Here is a 21,686-nt window from a genome sequence, read left to right as displayed (position 1 = left end):
TCACCCCTGCCTTGATTTGAGACGTAATAATCAACTCAACGTCTTTACCTGCCAAGTCTTTAGCGTCCTTGAAGTCTTTCATAGTTGCGGTCACTGTTTGACCATCAACCTTAACATCGAAGAACTTAGCCGCATNACCGNCAATNATTGGTGTGCCTTGGATAGCCAAGTCTTTATCAAGCGTATCTGTAATCACATAAGACTTGTAGCTAGTGATGTCACTTGGAAGTTTCGTTACAATGTTATAGTTGTAATCCACTTCTTGAAGTGTGTCCAAGTGTTCAAGAGACTTGTTAATCTTCTTGGTTACTGTTGGCTCTTCCCCTGGAGGCGTTACCGTTACTGGCTTAGTTTCCTTGTCACCTGATTGATCAGCTTTATTGGTGAAATCAATCTTAGCCGTGTTTGGAATCAGCGGCGTTGTCACTCCCTTATTGATTTGAGCTGGTATGACTAATTCAACTTCTTTACCGGCTAAATCTTTAGCACCTGCAAAGTTCTTCATAGTTGCTGTTACTTTTTGTCCTTCAACTTTAACATCGAAGAAATCAGCTGCAGCACCTGTGATAGATGGTGTTTCACCAGGGAATACTGATAATTTTTCATCTAGTTCATCAGAGATAACAAATTCTTTGTAATCAACGATATCCGTTGGCAAGCTTACTTTAATGTTGTAAGTGTAACGTGATTCATTATTAATGTCTAAGTGATCTTCTGTTTTGTTGATCTTCTTAGATGGATCTGGTGTCGTAACAGTTACTGGATCGGTTTCCTTTTGCTTGTCTTCGCCCTTAACATTTGTAAAGTCAATTGAAGCTTTATTTTCGATAGTAGCGCTAGTGACCCCAGCTTTAACTTTGGCAGGAATAATTAACTCAACTTGAGATAGTTTAGCAACATCTGCAAATTTGCCTTCCTTAACGGTAGCCGTTACTTTTTGTCCTTCTACTGCAATAGTAAAGAATTCTGCAACAGCTTTATCCTTAATGGTTACTTCACCAGCAACTTCCAGACGATCATCGAGTGTATCAGTAATCACAAACTTCTTATAAGAAGCCATGTCGTTTGGAATTGTTGTTAAAATGTTGTAAGTATAAGGAAGGTTTTCAAATGTTGTCAGAGTATCAAGTGTTTCATTGATTTTCTTAGTGACTTCTGGCTCATTTGGTTTTGGAGGCGTTACAGTGACTTCATTAGAAGTAATCGGGTCATCGCCGTTCAAGATAACATCAGCCGTGTTAGGAACTCGGATAGCACCATTCTTCATGTACTTGCTGACATCTGCACCGTCACGAATCTTAGCTTTAAAGGTTAAAACGATATCTTGTTGCTCACCTTTTTTGTCTCGACGAAGAACAAGACGGTTAATCGTTTTAATAGTCTCAGCATTATTGAGGTCAACTGTTACCGTATTACCTTCAACTTTAGCAGTTGCACCTTGTCTAGTGTAATCGTTCTTACCAATAGTCACAGTAGCACTGTTAGGAATGATCTCAAGCTCTGGAACAACCTTATCTTCAAGCTTGAATGATTGTACTGGTCCAGGCCATGGAGAAGTTACGGTATAGGTAAATTCTTCATCTGATGTTTTTAGATCTTCATGTTCCTTTTGGTTAACCGCTTTTTTAATTTCAGTCTTAACTGGCGGTTTCACATAGACAGCGTTGGAACGACGGATACTGCTCTTTTTATTATTAGCAGGATCTGCAGCATGCTCTGCTTCATTTGGTGTTTCACCACCATTCCACATGATTGATGCTTGGTTAGCTGTACCATATCCAGAACTATCTTGAAGAAGTTTAGTATAGTCCGCTGTTCCTTGCTTCTGGAACTCTTCTTTGAATTTAGCTTTGACGATGAGACGTGCCTGTTTGAAGACTAAGCCATCATAAGAACCTTTATCTTCTTCTGGTTTAGCTCCAGGAGCTTTAGGAATCTGAGCGTAGAGGACTGTTCGATCATTTCCAGAAGCATCTTTCTGTGTGGTTTGTTCAACCTTGTAGTTGAGGCCTAAACCTGAAAGGTCTTCTACGTTAGCTGAAACAACTTCCAAGCGGTAATCAAGTGGATCCACCAACATGGCGTTTTCTTTCCACTCATAAGGGGAGTTGTTAAAGCGATAATTAACTGTATAGGTAAAGCCTTCTTCAGCAGTTGTTAAGTTAGCTGCATAGGCTGGCTTTTTAGAAAGGGCAAGCGGATCTTCAACCTGACCGGCATCATTGCCAGCATCATTGTCTGCAATCTTCTTGGTAGCACTTGGGTAACAGTATTTGATTTCTTCAACTTCAACAGTTGTTGGTTCCTTACCACCAATTTCAGCTGATTCATAATCACCAACCTTAAATTTACCTGTTAATTGAGGAACTTCAATCTTCTCTTTTGATGGCTTATAGTCATCTGCAGGATCTTGTTCATCATCTTCATCAACATTTTCAGAAGTTGTTACACGACCTAAGTCGTAATCAAACTTATTATCACCTGGATTAAAGATACTTTCAGGAACTGAGATAGTGACTTTGTTACCATCTTGTGTTACCTTACCAAGAACTTGTGTCTTCTCATCAGTAACTTTGTCTACAACAGTCTTCCCATTGATACGGACCGCATCTACAGAGTAACCGTCTGTAACTGTAAACTGACCTTCAACATTCTCCTTCACTAAAGCTGCTGTTACAGCTTTTAAGATCCTATCCGAAAAACGTTTAGCATCTGATTGCTCATTGACATAGAAGGAAGCTTTGGCTCCGTTGACCTCTTTATCTGGTGATGCAACAGTTTTAAGAGCTTCATGGAAAATACTTTGAACAGAGCGTGAATCATTTGGATCAAGACCTTTTGACTCATAAGCACCGTTTTTATATTGCCCTTTCTGACTGTTAACATCTTCCCAGAAACCAACAACTACTGTCCCAGTACTCCCAATGGCTTTCTTAATTCTATCACCAGCGGCTTTTAACTCTTTAGATCTTGTAAGGTAATCTTGAGCACCTTCATAAAAATTATTGGCTGAATAGCCGGAACTGTTCAATCTCTTATTACTTACATCAACGTAGACCTTGTTATCAGAGCTATCCCTATAGGCATTAGCAACCCCGTCTGTGACTAAAAGGAACACTGTCTTACGGTTGTTGGCCATACCACCACCTTTTAACTTAGCGGTCTCATAGTCTTTAAGGACATCATCAATAGCCGGAACTGTCGGTGTACCACCACCAACACTGATCTTATTAATAAAGCTGTGCACTTGGGACTGATTTGTCAATAAGCCAGAGTTTTCATACTTGTAACCAGGCCAACCTTGCGAAGCGTATGACACACGACGTTCTTCTTTTGCAAAATCGCGAGTCCTATTTGATGAATAATATTTAACATTATTAACACCCTGATATGATGAAACAAACACTCTGTCTGTTGTCTTTGCATCATTAGTGAAAACAAGACGAGGATTCTTCTCATCGTATTTTTCCAGTGTCGTAGGCGTTGTTAAATCTACCAAAGCTTTTTTTACACTACCAATAGTGTCGCTAAACGAACCAGAGGCATCCTGCAGAATCACCAAATCAATTGGTTGACGAGGTAATTTCCATTCTACCTTCTCTGTCTTTTCAATAACACGTTTACAGCCCTCACGACTAATTTTAGGCTCCCCAGGCACTGTTGTCGGGTTAACGGTTGTTGCTAAGACACTTGTCGCGCTTGGTAAGACTACAAAGAGAGTTGCAAGACTCACCCATAGCTTACGCAGTTTTTCTTTCACTTTCGTTCTCCTTCTATTCATTGACACTATTGTCGGCAGTCATTCTTGTGTGTTTACTTCTTCATGTCTTTCTCATTCGGGTATCGTATCAGTTATTAATCTAAAGCTACACTAAATGACTATTCGATCTACTCCTTCAGAACCGTTTTTAGTTCTTTGGTTAATTGATCTTTTGATTGGTGGTCAACAAAAATTCTTTTAATTTTTTTCGTTTTGTCTACTATGTAAAGAGTAGGAATGGTTTCAACTTGTAGTTGATCAGCGACTTTTGAATTAATATCTAAATAATATGGAAAGGTGAACCCTTCTTCTAAGTAATATTTTTGAGCTGTTGCCTGTGTCTCTTCTCTACCATCTGTAACATTTAACGCTACAAAATGAATTTGAGAACCTAGCTCATCAAAAACTTCCTGAATGACAGGAAGTTGTTCCTGACAATAAGGACACCAAGAAGCCCACTCAATAAGTAAAATAGGCTTGTCAGTGAACGAATCAATTGATACTTCTTTCTGGTCAGGTGTCAACATTGTGAAATTTGGCATCTCTTGACCCAACATCTTTAAAGCACGATTAAGCGTCTCGCTATTTTCTTCTGACTTAGCAAATATATTTTCTGCATCAAGCTTTACGGTCTCTTGCTTAACCAGAAAAAAAAGCGCTCCCAAGACTGTCAGCATAGCAGCAGCCAAAAGCCACCGCTTTGATTTAATCACTTTTGTATCTTCCTCCTTTCCTAAATAGATTTTTAAACAATAACTGATACTTCAGATTAACACATATTGTCAAAAAAAGCAATATTTGAATACTTTTATATTGTAATTTGATGAAAAAAGATTAAATTAATGTTACGGAGCAATTATATTATATTATCAATTTACCCTCATTTATCCTAATATCAGCAGTAAAATGGCTCAAAAAGAGTGCCTAAATGTAAACATGTCTTCTATACGACTTTACTAAAGAATGTTTTTCATGCGTTTGTCCTGTTTCTGATTTTGTTAATCAGCGTAAAAGGAGGCAATCGTGATATAATGAACTTAAACACTCACTCTTATTTGACTTGTCTTAAGGAGGTCTCATGCAAATTCGAACCATCATTGAAAAAGATTATGAGCAAGTCCTCGCTTTACAAAATCATATCTGGACACCCTATAACTCCCCTGTTTTTGATCAAAAGTGGACGGTTGACGATATTTTGAAGCGTCGCGGCTCAAGAGCAGACATACTGATAGCTGTTGAAAACGATCTGGTCTTGGGCATGCTGTCTTATAATCCCATGTATCCCTTTGAACAGGGCGATCATGTCGTAACTTTTGGACTTGCCGTCCACCCAAATGCTCAAGGCAAGGGTGTTGGTAAAGCTCTGCTGCTAGCTTTTTTTGAACTAGCTCATTCACTGGACTTTCTCAAGATTTCCATGCACGTAACTGCCGGTAATAGCTCTGCTATCGCCCTCTACGAAAAAATGGGCTTTCAATTAGAAGCTAAACTGGAGGGAAACCTCCGCATCAATGGCGTTTTCCACGACAATTTGATGTATGGCAAATGGCTGGAGGGTCAAGATGCTTGATAATCTCGCGCTCCGCATGCGCCCCCAAAACATCGATCAAGTCATCGGCCAAAAGCACCTAGTCGGCTCTGGTAAGATTATTCGCCGCATGGTTGAGGCCAAGCGTCTGTCTTCTATGATCCTCTACGGGCCTCCAGGAATCGGTAAGACCTCCATCGCTGCTGCTATTGCTGGAACAACCAAATATGCCTTTCGGACGTTTAACGCTACTGTTGACAGTAAAAAAGACCTTCAAGCCATTGCTGAGGAGGCCAAATTTTCGGGTGGGCTCATTCTCCTGCTTGATGAGATTCACCGACTAGATAAGACGAAGCAAGATTTTCTCCTGCCCCTGTTAGAGAGCGGTCTCATCACCATGATCGGTGCTACTACCGAAAATCCTTTTTTCTCTGTGACACCCGCCATTCGTAGCCGCGTCCAAATTTTTGAGCTCGAACCCTTGACCATTGAACAAGTCAAGCAAGCGCTGACAGAGACTTTAACCAATAAGGAGAGAGGCTTCGATCTAGATGTAGAAATAGCCCCGCAAGCCCTCGACTTTATCGCGACAGCAACCAACGGTGATTTGCGCTCTGCCTACAATTCCCTAGAACTAGCGGTACTTTCCACTACAGCCGATTCAGATGGTACCCTTCGCATTACGTTAGAAGATGTGGAAAATAGCCTCCAGAGATCCTATATTACCATGGATAAAGATGGCGACGGTCATTACGATGTCCTCTCGGCTCTGCAAAAATCCATTCGTGGGTCTGACGTAGACGCCAGTCTGCATTACGCGGCCAGACTAATTGAAGCAGGCGACCTTCCCAGCCTAGCCAGACGGCTTACAGTCATTGCCTATGAGGACATTGGACTAGCCAATCCAGAAGCTCAGATGCATACCGTGACAGCCCTTGATGCCGCCCAAAAGATTGGCTTTCCAGAGGCACGAATTCTGATTGCCAATGTGGTCATCGATCTAGCACTCTCGCCCAAGTCCAACTCAGCCTACACAGCTATGGATGCTGCAATCTCTGATCTTCGTAGTAACGGAGCCTTACCCATTCCTAGACACTTGCGTGATGGACACTACTCTGGCAGCAAGGAATTAGGCAATGCCACCGGCTATCTCTATCCTCATAGCTATCCTGAAAAATGGGTTGACCAGCAGTATCTGCCAGACAGACTCAAAAATGCTCGTTATTTCACACCAAATGAGACAGGCAAATACGAGCGAGCCCTCGCTCTAACTCTAGAAAAAATACAAGAGTTGAAACAAGCTAGAAAGGCAGGCGACAAAGGGTAAACTTGTTAACGTTTTCTAATTTTAAAATTTTCTCTTGAAATTTTTAAAAAAAGTGGTAATATATAATATATAATGATTGCTGTGGTGTACGAATTCATACATCAGTGTTGACCGAACAAATTTTTGTATTTATCTGGGAGACACAAGTCATCTAACAGCATGCAGGCCGTTTCACGCGGAAGCAGCTTAAGTTAGAGCGAGTCGCCCACCTGCTAATTCGCGCGGGTTCAATACAAATCGTGAATCACCGGCACCAATACAGCAAATATGCCTCCTTAGCTCAGTTGGTAGAGCAGTAGACTCTTAATCTATGGGTCGCAGGTTCGAGCCCTGCAGGGGGTATAAGAAATTTTATACTAGAAAGCCTGTCAAATCAGGCTTTTTTGCTACTCATTTTCAGTTGTGCCCGTGACTGTGCCCGTTTCTCGATTTTTCCGCACTAACAGATAATTTGTTAAATTGATCCATATCTTCATACCAAGTTTCTTCTAAATTTGGATAAAATTCACGATAAACACCATTCATATTATTATTTTCACAAGCAACTAAAAGACCAATAACACCCAAACCGATGATTTTCCTCATAAAATTTCTCCTGTTCTCGCTTGTAGATCTTTTAAAGTACCATTTAACCTTTTGTATAAAAGCATCCCCCTTAATGTAAGCCATATCCTTCTCCAAGCTCCCTCATAACCAGAAAACTTTTCTTCATCAACAGACTTTTTCTTAACCTCAAAAGACAGCCTTTTCACTTCCTTACGACATTGTGCTATACTAATTATATAGATTAAAGATGATTAGGGTTTGGCATTGATATTGTAAAGGAGGGAAAGGGATGTCAGTTCAACACATATTAGCATCATTAGATAACATTCAAAAATGGCAGGAGGAGACTTACAAGCATCTTCATCGTCATCCAGAATTATCCATGCAAGAAAAGCAAACGACGCAGTTTATTTTTCATATTTTACAGGACTATGGCTATGAAACACAGATGATTGGTGGTGGGGTGGTCGGTGTCTTGAAAAATGGAGAGGGGCCAACAGTCCTTTTTCGTGCGGATATGGATGGATTACCAATTAAAGAAGAAACGGGTCTGGAATATGCTTCAGAAGTTACGATGGAAGACTTAACTGGCAACACCGTTCCAGTCATGCATGCCTGTGGTCATGATGTTCACATCGTAGCAGGACTAGGAGCAGCCTGGGCTATAGCTACGCACCTAGACGAATGGCAGGGAACTTATATTGCCCTCTTTCAACCAGGTGAAGAATTGGCTGCTGGTGCCAAAGCCATGATAGCGGATGGCCTATTTGAGAAAATCCCACACCCAGAAGTGGCTTTAGGTCAGCATGTCCTGACAGAGCCTGTGGCAGGAAAAGTCGGGACTCTATCTGGTCCATTTTTGTCCAGCGCCGCATCACTTAAAATCACGATTTATGGCCGAGGATCACATGGTTCCATGCCGCATTTGAGCTTGGATCCAATTGTCATCGGCTCCTCCATCGTTATGAAACTACAGACCATTGTTTCCCGCGAAATCGACCCGTTTCAATTTGCAGTAGTATCTGTTGGCAGTTTTCAGGCAGGCTTGAAAGCCAATATTATCCCAGATACAGCAACCTTACTAGTCAATATCAGAACGTATGATGAAACAATTCAGCAGCAAGTCATTGACAGCATTAAGCGGATTGTCCATGCGGAATGTGAGGCAGGAGGTTGCACCAAAGAACCTGAGATTAAAATCTTTGACCGTTATCCTTCGACAGATAACGACCCTAACATTACAGCTGAGGTGACTGAGGCATTTGAGACTCATCTAGGTAAAGAACGAGTAGCGACCTATCACCCCATGACTGCTTCAGAAGATTTTTCCTACATACCACGTGCCCTAGGGATTCCTTACCTCTACTGGGGATTTGGAGGCTTCACAGAAGACCAAGAAACCCACGCCAACCACAATCCAAAATTCGCACCCGCTATCCAACCCACCCTCAGAACAGGCACAGAAGCTGCAATTGTCGCAGTATTATGCTATTTGGGGAGAGTGTGAGACAAAAGTAATCCCAGACTCGCTTATTTCTCTAATTTCCTTGCAAGACGCAGTGGTTAGGGGTAAGGCTTGTTGGCTATGCCAACTTAGTCTTACCCCTGCAAAGATCATTAGGTAGGTGCTTTAGCTCCAATGAACCACTACTGAGTGGTCCCTAATACACTGATAAATCAACTTTTAGAACCCTACTCAGCGGTTCGCTGTCTCCAATCGTTTGCTGACTAACTGAACACGGCCTAAAATGCTCGGTAAAATGCGTGAGTTTCCTTGAGTCTTCAGACTCATCAGTCACTCCCTTATTTTCCATCGCATTTTTAAACGGCCTTTGTATCTTTGTAGTGTGCAACTCTTGGATAGCTATCGCATAGGTGGAACATCTGGGAGTGGGACAGACCAGCATGATGGCTTCGCCCACACCTTATTGTGAATACAAGTTCTTATACCCAATTGATATTTTCTACTCTCTTTGCTTAAGCTCCTCTAAAGCGGAAGACCTCTAAGCATTGCAGAAATGTTGCCTTTGATTTTATTGAGCAATAATCAAGAGTAAAACACTTCGTTTCAGAAAGATAGGCCAATCCGTCCTCCACTTTTTGAAGAAGTAGCACCTTACTTTGTTTCATTTTAGTATATCTATATTTTTACAAGATATTGACAACTATGTTTACAGTGTTTTCCTAACTAATTATTTTTTAAAGTCAAAAATTCCTAAATTATCACTATTGTTCGAGACCATTACTTGAACAATGCAAAAAAACATTGACATCATTGTCAACGTTTCTGTCGCTATTGTTTACTCTGATTCGATATAGCGAATCAGGGTTTTTTCCGTTAATATATCAGAATAAGTATGAGATTCAACGTAAATACGAGAAGCATCGCCGACTGGCTTGGTTTCATCTTCGTACTCAACGATAAAGAGCGATTGATAAACCTCAGTCAATCGACCAATCTTATTTTTCTCACGTTTACGGCCATTTTCAAGGGTCAATTCGACCAGTTTGCCTTCGTTATTTTTAATATCTTCCTTGATTTTCTTCATTTTTGCAACATCTGTAAATGCATCACTCATTTAATAGCCATCCTCTCTTCTTGATATGCTTGAAAATTTATTGTATTCTTTCAGGAAATTGAGTTTAACAGTCCCACGCGCCCCAGAGCGGTTCTTCTCAATAATAACTTCGACCGTATTATCAGGAATAGCATCCTCATCATCGCCACGATCGTAATAATCCTCACGGTAAAGAAAGGCAACAATATCCGCATCTTGCTCAATCGATCCTGATTCACGAATGTCAGATAAGACTGGTCGCTTATCCTGCCGCTGTTCAACACCACGAGACAGCTGACTTAGCGCAATGACTGGTACTTTCAGTTCTTTGGCCAAAATCTTGAGCTGACGTGAAATCTCAGAAACCTCTTGTTGACGATTTTCACGACCAGTACCTGTGATCAGCTGCAAGTAGTCAATCAGAATCAAACCTAAGTTCTTTGTTTCCTGAGCTAACTTCCGAGATCTGGCACGGATCTCCGTAATCTTGATACCAGGTGTGTCATCAATATAAATGGACGCCCTAGCTAACTGAGCCTGAGCCATGGTCACTTTCTGCCATTCTTCCTCGGTTAGTTGACCCGTACGCAGAGAATGCGAATTAATCACGCCCTCGGCTGCCAACATACGGTCTACCAAGCTTTCCGCCCCCATCTCCAAGGAGAAAATAGCAACCGTCTTATCCTGTTTTGTACCAATATTTTGAGCAATATTAAGGGCAAAAGCTGTCTTACCAACCGCAGGACGGGCTGCTAAGATAATCAATTCTTCCTCATGAAGTCCTGTTGTCATCTGATCAAGATCAGGATAGCCTGTGGCAATACCAGTAATCTCTGATGTCTGCTGAGAACGCTTCTCCAAGGATTCAAAGTTAAGGTTGAGAATATCATCAATGCGCTTAAAGCCACTTCGACTGGCTCCTTCACCGATGTCAATGAGCGACTTCTCCGTCTGAGCAATGATATCATCTGAGCCTTCCGAAGCCTCATAAGCCTTATTAATGGACTCAGTCAGACTTTCAATCAAGCGACGCAGACTAGCCTTTTCTGCAACGATCTTGGCATAGTATTCCGCATTGGCAGAGGTTGGCACCGAGTTGATGACCTCAACCAGATAACTGATGCCACCGATATTTTGTAGGTCTCCCTTATCAGCCAGATAGTTACGAATTGTCGTTGCATCAATGGCATCGCCACGTTCTGTTAAGGCTACCATAGCTTGAAAAATCAGCTGATGAGCGTATTTAAAGAAATCTCTAGCATCAATATATTCACGGACAAACACAAGCTTGCTTTCATCAATGAAAATAGCTCCGAGGACAGATTGTTCTGCTAGGATATCTTGCGGTTGCACGCGCAGCTCTTCTAAATCTGCCATGATAACCTCCTTTCCATAATATCTGAGATTTACTTAGAACTCGTATTCACAAGCAACACGCTTAGAGTGACAATAGCATTTCTTCGATAATCAAAACAGCCTTTTAATAACGCGTAAGTAGTGAAATAAAGTCTTTTCTATGGCTGCAAGTCCTAAGCCTCGCTGATGTAAAGACGAATCACACTGCTGATGTCTTGGTAAATTTTAACTGGAACATCAATTGAGCCTAAGGCACGAATCGGATGATCTAACTTGATATGACGTTTGTCAATCTTGATACCAAACTGTTTTTCCAGCTCTTCTGTAATCTTTTTACTGGTAATAGAGCCAAAGGTACGCCCATCTGGTCCAACTTTTTCGTTAAACGTCACCACAGTTGCTTCTTTTTCGAGTTGAGCCTTGATGACCTCCGCTTCAGCAACAAGCTCGGCATGCGCTTTTTCTTTAGCCTTTTCTTGACCGCGCAACTCACCAATAGCTTGAGCAGTCGCTTCTTTTGCTAGGTTTTTCTTAATCAAGAAGTTTTGGGCATAGCCAGTAGGAACTTCCTTGATTTCTCCCTTTTTTCCCTTGCCTTTGACATCTGTTAAAAAAATAACTTTCATGGTAAACTCCTATTCCTCTGTCGTATTTTCTAGTGAAATCTTAGAAATGTGATCCATCAGGGTGTTATAAACCTGTTCCAAAGTCTGATCCTGAATCTGGGCAGCAGCCTGTCCAAAATGACCACCGCCACCCATATCTTCCATGATTTTTTGAACATTGATTTTATTGCGGCTCCGAGCCGAAATAGCGACTTCTCCGTCTTCAGTTTGACAGAGGACAAATGTTGCCTCTATACCAGACATGGTCAGCATAGTATCTGCTGCCTTGCTCATCACCACACGGTCGTAAACTTTGCCATTGTCTGCCTTAGCAGCAATAACCTCCGGGCGCACACGCTGTCCGTTTAAAATAAGTTCATTCACTTCTCGGTACTCATCAAAATCCGTCGCTGAAATATTTTGAATTTCGACACTGTCGCTACCGCAACTTCTCAGATAACTCGCCACATCAAAAGTACGACTGGTCACGCGAGATGAGAAATTCTTGGTGTCCAGCATAATCCCAGCCATTAAAAGGCTTGCCTGTAAGCGTGTCAGACGCTTTTTCTTCCCTGCTTGAAATTGGAGCAATTCTGTCACTAATTCACAAGCACTGCTAGCTCCACTTTCAATGTAGCTGATAACAGCGTTCTCCGGAAAATCACTATCTCTACGATGATGATCAACAACGATGACTTGACTAAATTGTTCGTAAAGTTCCTTAGATAAAGTAAGGCTCGTTTTCGAATGATCCACCATAATCAGGAGAGACTGCAGTGTTACCATATCCATGGCTTCTTCAACTGTGACTAGCTTTTCCGTTTCTTCCTCTTTGAGACGAGCGATTGCACGCGCAATGTCACTAAACATATCCTTCCCGTCATAAACCGTATAGGCATTAGGCATGATATTTTGCGCAAAGTGCTGCATCCCAATGGCGGATCCTAGTGCATCCATGTCTAGATGCTGATGCCCCACAATGAAGACTTGATCAACTGAGCGAATCTTATCTGAAATAGCTGACATCATCGCACGAGTTCTCGTACGTGTTCGCTTCACCATTGATACAGAGTTGCCACCAAAGTACATCGGCGCCTTATTCTCACCGCTCTCTTGGATAACAACTTGGTCTCCGCCTCGAACCTCGGCCATATTAAGGTTCTGGATCGCCAGCTGTCCAATCGCACTATGGTCATGATTGCCATAAGCAAAGCCCATACTGAGAGTCAGTGGAAGTTCTCGTTCTTTAGCCGCTGTCCGAAACTGATTGATGACTGAAAATTTATCCTCAATCAACTGTTCCAAGACACCGTAATCTGTAATCAAATAAAACCTATCCATACCAACACGGCGGTAGAAGATCTGATGCTTATCCGTAAATTCTGTAACAAAGTTTGCCACAAAACTATTGACCTGACTGATGTCGGAGTCTGAAATCGTATCCTCCAAATCATCATAGTTATCAACCCCGATAACCCCAATAACAGGTCTCAGACTGGTCACTTCTTGATTGGCTTTATACTCTGAAGACACATCAAAAAAGTAGAAGAGATTATTGGGCTCATCAGAATGCACGATGTAGCGCTTGCCAGAAAAGTGAGCATAGATCCTAGATTTATCAAGACCAACCGACATAATTTCCTTAAAGCGTGCGTAGTCAAATTCCCCATCTTCCTTGGTGAAAATGATCTCAGCAAAGGGGTTAAACCACTCCACCTCATCTTCTTCAGGAGTCATCTTGATGACCCCTACAGGCATATTCTCAAGGAGTGATGTCATGCTGTTTTCGGCTTGGTGGTTGACATATTTGATTTTTTCAAGCTCATCTAGGACATAAATTTTATTTTGATAAACTAAGAGTATGACAAAACAAGCTACAACAAAGAAAGCCAGAAGCAGTAGAATAGCTTGGCTGGAAAGCAGGTTAATAGCGGTGGCCAAAAGCCCAAAGGCTAATAACCCTATCAACAGAAAATGAATGTTAGCAAATCGAAATGGTTTCATTTTTTTCCTCTTAGGCGCTATTTTACCATATTTAGACCAAAAAAGCTATGCTTGAGCAGATGTTCCACGACAAACATATGAAAAACGCCTTTTGGCACAACAGCCAAAAGACATTTTTAAAATTGTAGATTATTATTTCTTTTCGAATTACTAACCAAGATCTCTACAACCTAATTTTAACAACTATATGCTTTGAGAGTAACAACATCATAGCTAGCTGTGTCACTTTCTTAACAGTGTAAACTATGTAAACATCTTGTCAACCTACTCTTTACTCAACTGCTTTTTCGAAATGGATCGACTGCGTCCTTCCAAATAAACCATCAAAATAGAGATATCAGCTGGATTAACACCTGAAATACGGCTGGCCTGACCAATTGTTTCTGGATTGATCATCTTGAATTTTTGACGGGCCTCAGAAGCGATAGAGTCAATATCATCCCAGTCAATATCTGCTGGAATACGTTTTTCTTCCATCCGTTTCATTTTAGCAACCTGATCCAGTGCCTTAGCAATGTAACCTTCGTACTTAATTTCGGTCTCCAGAAGCTCTATCGTTCTGGCGGAGAGTTCTTCCTCAGCTGGGCCGATAAACTGAATGACATCTGCATAACTCACTTCTGGTCGACGCATAAATTCTTTGGCTGTCATAGCATCCGTCAAAGGTTTGAAACCAAGAAGCTGAATCTTAGCATTAGTTTCAGCTATTGGCTTAAGTTTAATACTGCCAAGGCGTGTCAACTCCCTGTCAAATGCTTCTTTATGAGCTAGAAAATGCTGATAACGGTCGTCATCTACTAGACCGATGTCACGTCCCATCTGCGTCAATCGCATATCTGCATTGTCATGACGGAGGATTAAACGGTATTCTGCACGAGAAGTCAGAAGGCGATAAGGTTCAACTGTTCCTTTTGTGACAAGATCGTCAATCATAACCCCAATATAACCATCGCTGCGCTTAAGAATCAATTCTGGCTTATCTTGAACTTTGAGGGCCGCATTGATACCAGCAATTAAGCCCTGGCCAGCAGCTTCTTCATATCCCGATGTTCCGTTGGTTTGACCTGCTGTAAAGAGACCCGAAATTTTCTTGGTTTCAAGAGTCGCTCGCAACTGATGAGGCATGACCATATCATATTCGATGGCATAGCCAGTTCGCATCATTTCAGCATTCTCCAAGCCTACGATAGAGTGAAGCAACTCCTTTTGCACATCCTCAGGAAGGCTGGTTGACAGCCCTTGGACATAAACCTCCTCAGTATGACGCCCTTCAGGCTCTAAGAAAAGCTGGTGGCGCTCTTTATCCGCAAAACGAACAATTTTGTCCTCAATAGATGGGCAATAACGTGGACCAACCCCTTTGACAATCCCTGAAAACATCGGCGCTCGGTGGAGATTGGCATTAATGATGTCATGACTAGTCTGATTCGTATAGGTCAGCCAGCATGGTACCTGATCAGTCACATAGTCCTCATCCTTAGACAGGAAAGAGAAATGATTAGGCTTATCATCACCTGGTTGAATTTCTGTTGCCTCGTAGTTAATCGAAGAAGCCTTAACGCGAGGGGGCGTTCCCGTTTTGAAGCGTCCAATTTCAAAGCCCAAATCACGCAAGTTATCCGCAAGAGCAATTGAAGCCAGACTATTGTTCGGTCCTGACGAATATTTAAGATCCCCAATGATAATCTCACCACGCAAAGCAGTCCCCGTAGTCACCACAACCGTCTTGGCCGAAAACTTTTGATTCGTCGCCGTACGAACACCAATTACTCGGTCATCTTCCACTAAGATTTCATCGATCATGGTTTGACGCAAAATTAAGTTTTCCTGATTTTCCACTGTATGACGCATTTCACGGCTGTAAAGCTCCTTGTCAGCTTGGGCACGAAGGGCACGAACAGCTGGGCCTTTACCCGTATTGAGCATCTTCATTTGAATGTAAGTCTTGTCAATATTCTTACCCATTTCGCCACCCAGAGCATCAATCTCACGGACCACAATTCCTTTGGCCGAACCACCAATAGACGGGTTACATGGCATAAAGGCCACCATTTCAATGCTGAGCGTAGCTAGTAAGACACGACAACCCATGCGGCTAGCAGCTAAGGCTGCTTCAACACCCGCATGTCCTGCACCAATCACCACCACATCATAATCTTCTGTAAATGTGTGTTTCATAAATTTATCCTTTATTAATAATATGGGTCACTTGCCCATTCCAATTTTTTAAAGCTGTCTTTAAAAAGGCTGGTCGAATGTCAATCTTGTCAACATTGTCAAGTTTTACCCACTCACAGGCCATCGTTTTCCCGTCTTCCATCAGAGTCTGATTTGGTAAAGAGAGAGGAGTAACACGATAGTGAAACTCAATGTTGTGAAAGTTGACATCTCCTTGACAGAATTGGTTTTCAACGATAAAAGCGAGTTTTTCAATCTGCACTTCAAGTCCGATCTCCTCCAGAATTTCACGTTTAACTGCTTCTTCAGTCGTTTCTCCGACAGCAACAGCACCACCAACGACATAATAACCACCTCGGTCATCTCTGTAAAGGTAAATCTGATCATCTTTGATAATGAGCCCACTTGCCCTGACACCAAACACCTGATTATCTATTCTCGTTCTAAAATCTTGACTCACTTGACACCTCCTTGACACATTGACATTTACTTTACAACACAAAAAATCAAAGCTATTGAATTGCAGACCAAAAACCTGCAAGACTACGAGCTTTGACCTTCATAGAATTACCTGCTCTATATTGTAACAGAATATAAAGATTTGTCAATTTATTTCAACAGCTTAATTATAATATAGTCCTTTGGCTGTGAACAAGTTCCTTATATATACTGCCTCACAACACCGTCTTTAAAGGCATTGTCAATCATGCCACCACCAAGGCATTCGGCACCATCATAAAAGACGACAGCCTGACCTGGTGTAATGGCTCGTTGATCTTCTGCAAAAACCACCTCAGCCCGATCCCCCTTAACATGAACCGTCACAGCCGCATCAGGTTGACGATAGCGGAATTTGGCAGTACAGTTGAGGGTAAATTCCTCAGGCATGCTCTTAGTAAAGTGAATCTGGCTAGCCTGAAGACTATCTGCCATCAAGTGTTTATGATAGAAGCCTTGGCCGACATAGAGAATGTTTTGAGACAGGTCTTTACCAACCACAAACCAAGGTTCATTTTCCCCACCTTGTTGGCCACCAATGCCAAGTCCACCACGCTGCCCGATAGTATAATACATAAGACCAGCATGTTCGCCCATATCCTTGCCATCCAAGGTCATCATGCGACCCGATTGAGCTGGTAAATAGTGGCCCAGAAATTCCTTGAAGTTTTTCTCACCGATAAAGCAGATCCCTGTAGAATCTTTCTTCTTAGCGGTCACAAGTTCTGCACGCGCTGCAATGGCTCGAACCTCTGATTTTTCCAAGTGCCCTAATGGAAACATGGTCTTTTGCAATTGATCTTGAGATAATTGACTTAAAAAATAAGTTTGATCTTTATTATTATCCCTGCCACGAAGCATGCGAACCGTCCCGTCCTCATCATGCGCTATCTGGGCATAATGCCCCGTTGCGACATAATCGGCTCCCAAATCCATCGCATAGTCCAAGAAAGCCTTGAACTTAACTTCTTTATTGCACATGACATCTGGATTCGGTGTCCGCCCGGCTCGATATTCGGCTAGGAAATATTCAAAAACGCGGTCCCAGTATTCCCTTTCAAAATTGACCGAGTAGTAGGGGATGCCGATTTGATCTGCTACCGCAGCAACATCCTTATAATCTTCTGTGGCTGTACAGTAGCCATTTTCATCGGTGTCGTCCCAGTTTTTCATGAAGATGCCAATCACATCATAGCCCTGTTCCTTGAGCAAAAGGGCTGTCACTGACGAATCCACACCACCACTCATACCGACAACAACGCGTGTTTTAGAGTTATCACTCATGATTTTCTCCCATCTTTCGTTAAGATACAGCAAAAAACTGAAAATCTCATTGAAATTTCCATATTTTCTGATGTTCCTTTTGAAATAACGATTTGAAGGTCGTATTTCGATGTGTTCAAAGAAAACAGTTTGAAAACCGTATCTGAATACCCTTCATTATAACACGAAAAAAAGAGGACGCCAAATTTTCAAGCGAAAATCTTTACATTCTCAATTCAGAACAGATGGATTAAAAAGTTCTCCTAGTATTTTTGAAAATGAGTAAAATATCCTGAAATATCCAAAATCAGCTATAAAAATCAGAAGAAATGCTGCTTTCTTTAAAGAAATTTACCGTTTTCCAGTCATTGACGCTGATTTTCTATCGAAATATGAGGTTTAAAATCCCCAAAATACACACTCACCGTTTCTAATGATTGATTTTCCTCATAGATTTGGCATGATTCTCAACCAGCCTCACAATACAAAGCTTCTAATTTGTGGTATGATAAAGACGAACATTATTTTATGGAGAAAACTCGTATGAACCACTTAAGATTCCAATCTGTCTTTGATATTATTGGCCCTGTCATGATCGGACCATCATCAAGTCATACCGCTGGTGCTGTGCGTATCGGCAAGATCGTCTCAGCAATTTTCGGAGAAACACCAACCGAAGTTGAGTTTCAACTCTTTAATTCCTTTGCCAAGACCTATCGCGGCCATGGAACAGATGTCGCTCTTGTTGCTGGGATTCTTGGTATGGACACCGATGACCCTCGCATCCCTAATGCCCTTGACATCGCTAGAGAGCGCAATATCAAGATTTACTGGAAGATTAATAAAGATTCATCTAACGCTCCGCACCCTAATACCACTAAGATTATTATTCGAAACGCTGAAAAATCACTATCTGCGACAGGTATTTCTATCGGTGGTGGAAATATCCAAGTGACGGAGCTCAATGGCTTCGCTGTCAACCTCAATATGAATACACCAACGATCATCGTTGTTCATCAGGATGTCCCAGGCATGATTGCCCATGTCACCGATTGTTTGTCTAAATACGATATTAACATTGCCCAGATGAATGTAACCCGTGAAAAAGCCGGAGAAAAAGCCATTATGATTATTGAGGTAGATTCTCGCGAATGTGACCAAGCCATTTCAGAAATTCGAAATATTCCTCATCTGCACAATATCAATTTCTTTGGATAGGAGATGTTATGTTTTACACCATTAAAGAACTAGTCCAACAGGCGGAAAAGCTCAAAAATGGCTCCGTTGCTGAACTCATGATCGAGACAGAATTCGAGCTCTCAGGCCGCGAAAGAGAAGAAGTGATGGCACTCATGACCCGAAACCTAGACGTCATGCTAGCTTCCGTCAAAGATGGCCTCACAGACAGTAAATCCGTCTCAGGCTTGACAGGAGGAGACGCTGCTAAGCTAGACCGCTACATCAAGGCTGGCAAGGCTTTATCAGATTATACCGTTATCTCAGCTGCTCGTAACGCCATGGCTGTCAACGAACTCAACGCTAAGATGGGACTAGTCTGTGCTACACCAACGGCTGGTTCAGCTGGATGTATTCCAGCCATTATCTCAGCAGCAACTGAAAAATTAAATCTTTCAAAAGAAGACCAGCTGGACTTCCTCTTTACAGCAGGAGCTTTTGGCCTTGTCATTGCTAACAATGCCTCAATCTCAGGGGCAGAAGGCGGTTGTCAAGCTGAGGTTGGTTCTGCCTCAGCCATGGGAGCAGCTGCTTTAGTAATGGCAGCAGGAGGAACAGCCTACCAAGCTAGCCAAGCGATCGCTTTTGTTATTAAGAACATGCTGGGACTCATCTGTGATCCAGTAGCTGGACTGGTCGAAGTTCCCTGTGTCAAGCGTAATGCCCTAGGCGCTAGTTTTGCATTTGTCGCTGCTGACATGGCTTTAGCAGGTATTGAATCCAAAATCCCCGTTGACGAAGTTGTCAACGCCATGTACCAAGTCGGATCAGCCATGCCAAATGCCTTCAGAGAAACAGCCGAAGGTGGTCTGGCTGCTACCCCAACTGGACAACGTCTTGCACAAGAAATTTTTGGATAGCTTTATGAAAACAACTATTTATTTCGTCCGCCATGCAGAGCCTAATTATCGAAATCATGACGATTTCAATCGCGAACTGACTGAAAAGGGAATGAAAGACAGTCTAAAAGTAACGCACTTCTTTCTTGACAAAAAGATTGACAAGGTTTACTCCAGTCCTTACAAAAGGGCTGTTGATACGGTCAAAGATTTAGCAGATAAACTTGATCTCCCTTTACAAATCGAACAGGACTTCCGAGAACGCAAGATTGACAGTGTTTGGATTGAGGATTTCAATGCTTTTGCCAAAAAACAGTGGGAAGATTTTTCCTATCGCTTGTCAGATGGAGAAAGTTTAAATCAAGTTCAAGAGAGAAACATTCGAGCCTTAGAGGCTATTATCTCAAAGCATCCTGGTCAAAATCTAATCGTTGCCAGTCATGGAACAGCCCTGTCAACCATTGTCAATCACTACCAATCAAACTTTCAATTAGAGCAATTTCAACAGATCAAGCATCTCTTTCCATTCATCGTTCGATTTGATTTCGTCGCCAACTCTTGCCAATCCATTACTTTATACGATATTTTACAGGAGACAATCCATGAAACACCTCTTCTTTGACCTCGATGGGACCTTGGTTGACAGTTCCGAGGGAATTATTAATAGCTTTACACAAACCTTTACAGAGCTTAAGATGGAAGTTCCAAGTCTCGAAGTACTAAAAACCTTTATTGGACCACCTCTTGAGGCAAGTTTTTCTCATTTCGGAGATGAGACATTTGTTGAGACAGCTGTTGCCGCTTATCGGGTATACTATAAAAATTTCGGGATAACTCAAGCGAAACTCTACGATGGCATATTAGAAATGCTTGACTACCTTGCAAACGAAGGGCACCGACTTTATGTTGCAACCTCTAAACATGAACCAATGGCTATACAGATGCTCAGTGATTTTAAGATTGACAATAAATTTACAGCAATTTTTGGTTCGCTTAACAATGACCATAAAGCAGATATCTTAACCCGTGGAATGAAGACCTGTCAGATTTCACCAAAACGAGCCATCATGATTGGAGACACTCATTATGATATGATTGGTGGGAAGTCAGTCGGAACCAAAACAATTGGCGTTACTTGGGGGTTCGGATCTGCCAATCAGTTGCTAAAAAGCGGAGCAGATTTGCTAATAGATGCCCCTCTAGATATTATAAAAAGCGTTGAAACTCTTTAAAGTCTCAACGCTTTTTATTGATTTAATAGACAGTTTCGAGTCCTAGTAACCCCAAGCCGACAAACCTTGTGCATTGTAAGCATTCAGAGCAGACTGGATTTGATCCTCAACAGTAGCTGTAGATCCCCAACCTGGCATTGTTTGGAAAAGGCCTGAAGCTCCTGAAGAATTATAAGCATCTACTTGACCATTAGACTCACGAGCAATAATATGCTCCCAAGTTGATGCAGGAACACCAGTGGCAGCAGCCATTTGTTGAGCTGCATATGCTCCAGTAGCACCTGTTGTATTACCATTTGACAGAACTACACCTCCACTAGCTGAAGCAGGTGTGTAATAAGTAGGTGTTGCAGTGGAAACAAATGATGAGACTGTTGTTGCACTTGTAGAAGAAGCTTGGACAGTATACACTGCTTTTACTCTAGGAAGCGTCTTACCTTCTGATAATTTCTCACCATCTCCCAACTTTATCTCCTGACCGACATCAATATGATCCGAATTTTTTATCTCATTAAGAGCAATGAGATAGTCAAGTTCCCGATTGTGATCTTTAGCAATTTGTGACAAAGTGTCACCAGCTTTTACTGTATAAGTTTTTTCGTCTTCTTTTTTTGAAGTATTGTCTTTTTCATCCGCCTGAGCTGATGAAGTTGTGAACAGTGCGGCAAATGCTGCCAAACCGATCAAAGCAGTCTTAAGACTGAAATCTTTTAAAAAGTGCATGATATGCTCCTATTTTTTTATTTTCACCATTTT

18 protein-coding genes, 1 tRNA gene and 1 other RNA gene are annotated in these 21,686 nt (G+C 41.8%); 9 read left to right on the top strand and 11 right to left on the bottom strand.

The window, feature by feature from the left end; genetic code table 11:
- Together A3I5_RS13055 and A3I5_RS0105390 are read right to left on the bottom strand one after the other, a co-directional pair.
- Positions 1 to 1,750, bottom strand: a 1,750-nt coding sequence (locus tag A3I5_RS13055; protein WP_428835812.1) for an isopeptide-forming domain-containing fimbrial protein, incomplete at its 3' end; no start/stop codon positions are given.
- Between the two features lie 2,138 nt (positions 1,751 to 3,888).
- Positions 3,889 to 4,473 (bottom strand): TlpA family protein disulfide reductase, encoded by a 585-nt coding sequence (locus A3I5_RS0105390; protein ID WP_018373602.1) that lies wholly within the window; start codon positions 4,471 to 4,473, stop codon positions 3,889 to 3,891.
- Positions 4,474 to 4,838: 365 nt separating this feature from the next.
- Here A3I5_RS0105390 and A3I5_RS0105385 point away from each other — a divergent pair, with 365 nt between their 5' ends.
- The 4 genes from A3I5_RS0105385 (at position 4,839) to A3I5_RS0105375 (ending at position 6,957) form a co-directional block, all read left to right on the top strand.
- Complete coding sequence (locus tag A3I5_RS0105385) at positions 4,839 to 5,330, top strand: GNAT family N-acetyltransferase (protein WP_018373601.1); 492 nt, start codon at positions 4,839 to 4,841, stop codon at positions 5,328 to 5,330.
- Positions 5,323 to 6,615: a replication-associated recombination protein A gene (locus A3I5_RS0105380; RefSeq protein WP_018373600.1), complete on the top strand. Its 1,293-nt coding sequence runs from the start codon at positions 5,323 to 5,325 to the stop codon at positions 6,613 to 6,615. The genes A3I5_RS0105385 and A3I5_RS0105380 overlap by 8 nt, the downstream gene beginning before the upstream one ends.
- A gap of 73 nt (positions 6,616 to 6,688) precedes the next feature.
- Positions 6,689 to 6,884, top strand: a non-coding RNA gene (gene ssrS, locus A3I5_RS12270) — 6S RNA.
- Positions 6,885 to 6,957 (top strand) — tRNA-Lys (locus A3I5_RS0105375). It begins immediately after the preceding RNA gene.
- Positions 6,958 to 7,011: 54 nt separating this feature from the next.
- On the opposite strand, the gene A3I5_RS0105370 is transcribed toward A3I5_RS0105375, so the two are convergent.
- Positions 7,012 to 7,284 carry a hypothetical protein gene (locus A3I5_RS0105370; RefSeq protein ID WP_145955201.1) on the bottom strand — a complete coding sequence of 91 codons (273 nt, stop codon included), beginning with the start codon at positions 7,282 to 7,284 and terminating at the stop codon, positions 7,012 to 7,014.
- Between the two features lie 166 nt (positions 7,285 to 7,450).
- Here A3I5_RS0105370 and A3I5_RS0105360 point away from each other — a divergent pair, with 166 nt between their 5' ends.
- Entirely contained in the window at positions 7,451 to 8,668 is a 1,218-nt protein-coding gene (locus tag A3I5_RS0105360) for an amidohydrolase (RefSeq protein ID WP_018373597.1), read from the top strand.
- Between the two features lie 793 nt (positions 8,669 to 9,461).
- On the opposite strand, the gene A3I5_RS0105355 is transcribed toward A3I5_RS0105360, so the two are convergent.
- The 7 genes from A3I5_RS0105355 to mnmA all read right to left on the bottom strand — a co-directional run bounded on the left by A3I5_RS0105355 (position 9,462) and on the right by mnmA (position 17,644).
- Positions 9,462 to 9,740, bottom strand: coding sequence for a Veg family protein (locus A3I5_RS0105355; RefSeq protein ID WP_018373596.1), 279 nt, complete (start codon positions 9,738 to 9,740; stop codon positions 9,462 to 9,464).
- Positions 9,741 to 11,096 carry a replicative DNA helicase gene (gene dnaB, locus A3I5_RS0105350; protein ID WP_018373595.1) on the bottom strand — a complete coding sequence of 452 codons (1,356 nt, stop codon included), beginning with the start codon at positions 11,094 to 11,096 and terminating at the stop codon, positions 9,741 to 9,743.
- Between the two features lie 152 nt (positions 11,097 to 11,248).
- Complete coding sequence (gene rplI, locus A3I5_RS0105345) at positions 11,249 to 11,701, bottom strand: 50S ribosomal protein L9 (protein ID WP_018373594.1); 453 nt, start codon at positions 11,699 to 11,701, stop codon at positions 11,249 to 11,251.
- Between the two features lie 9 nt (positions 11,702 to 11,710).
- Positions 11,711 to 13,684, bottom strand: coding sequence for a DHH family phosphoesterase (locus A3I5_RS0105340; RefSeq protein WP_018373593.1), 1,974 nt, complete (start codon positions 13,682 to 13,684; stop codon positions 11,711 to 11,713).
- Between the two features lie 264 nt (positions 13,685 to 13,948).
- On the bottom strand, positions 13,949 to 15,862 hold the full coding sequence (gene mnmG / locus A3I5_RS0105335; protein WP_018373592.1) for a tRNA uridine-5-carboxymethylaminomethyl(34) synthesis enzyme MnmG: 1,914 nt from the start codon (positions 15,860 to 15,862) through the stop codon (positions 13,949 to 13,951).
- Positions 15,863 to 15,866: 4 nt separating this feature from the next.
- Positions 15,867 to 16,322, bottom strand: coding sequence for an NUDIX hydrolase (locus A3I5_RS0105330; protein ID WP_018373591.1), 456 nt, complete (start codon positions 16,320 to 16,322; stop codon positions 15,867 to 15,869).
- A gap of 200 nt (positions 16,323 to 16,522) precedes the next feature.
- On the bottom strand, positions 16,523 to 17,644 hold the full coding sequence (mnmA, locus tag A3I5_RS0105325; RefSeq protein ID WP_018373590.1) for a tRNA 2-thiouridine(34) synthase MnmA: 1,122 nt from the start codon (positions 17,642 to 17,644) through the stop codon (positions 16,523 to 16,525).
- A 522-nt stretch (positions 17,645 to 18,166) separates the two neighbouring features.
- On the opposite strand from mnmA, the gene sdaAB reads away from it, so the two are divergent.
- Genes sdaAB through A3I5_RS0105305 form a run of 4 tightly spaced genes read left to right on the top strand, consistent with a single transcriptional unit; the run spans position 18,167 to position 20,930 of the window.
- The gene (sdaAB, locus tag A3I5_RS0105320) at positions 18,167 to 18,841 is read left to right on the top strand and encodes an L-serine ammonia-lyase, iron-sulfur-dependent subunit beta (RefSeq protein WP_018373589.1); all 675 of its coding nucleotides are present in this window, start codon (positions 18,167 to 18,169) and stop codon (positions 18,839 to 18,841) included.
- 8 nt (positions 18,842 to 18,849) lie between these two features.
- On the top strand, positions 18,850 to 19,719 hold the full coding sequence (sdaAA, locus tag A3I5_RS0105315; RefSeq protein ID WP_018373588.1) for an L-serine ammonia-lyase, iron-sulfur-dependent, subunit alpha: 870 nt from the start codon (positions 18,850 to 18,852) through the stop codon (positions 19,717 to 19,719).
- A gap of 4 nt (positions 19,720 to 19,723) precedes the next feature.
- On the top strand, positions 19,724 to 20,320 hold the full coding sequence (locus A3I5_RS0105310) for a histidine phosphatase family protein (RefSeq protein ID WP_018373587.1): 597 nt from the start codon (positions 19,724 to 19,726) through the stop codon (positions 20,318 to 20,320).
- Positions 20,301 to 20,930 (top strand): HAD hydrolase-like protein, encoded by a 630-nt coding sequence (locus tag A3I5_RS0105305; RefSeq protein WP_018373586.1) that lies wholly within the window; start codon positions 20,301 to 20,303, stop codon positions 20,928 to 20,930. Before A3I5_RS0105310 ends, A3I5_RS0105305 begins: the two co-directional genes overlap by 20 nt.
- Positions 20,931 to 20,972: 42 nt before the next feature.
- Here A3I5_RS0105305 and A3I5_RS0105300 read toward each other — a convergent pair whose 3' ends face one another.
- Positions 20,973 to 21,653, bottom strand: coding sequence for a LysM peptidoglycan-binding domain-containing protein (locus tag A3I5_RS0105300; RefSeq protein WP_018373585.1), 681 nt, complete (start codon positions 21,651 to 21,653; stop codon positions 20,973 to 20,975).
- Positions 21,654 to 21,686: the final 33 nt, after the last annotated feature.

It is taken from the genome of Streptococcus merionis DSM 19192, assembly GCF_000380085.1.
GTDB lineage: Bacteria > Bacillota > Bacilli > Lactobacillales > Streptococcaceae > Streptococcus > Streptococcus merionis.
This window is presented reverse-complemented; position numbering and strand designations above follow the sequence as displayed.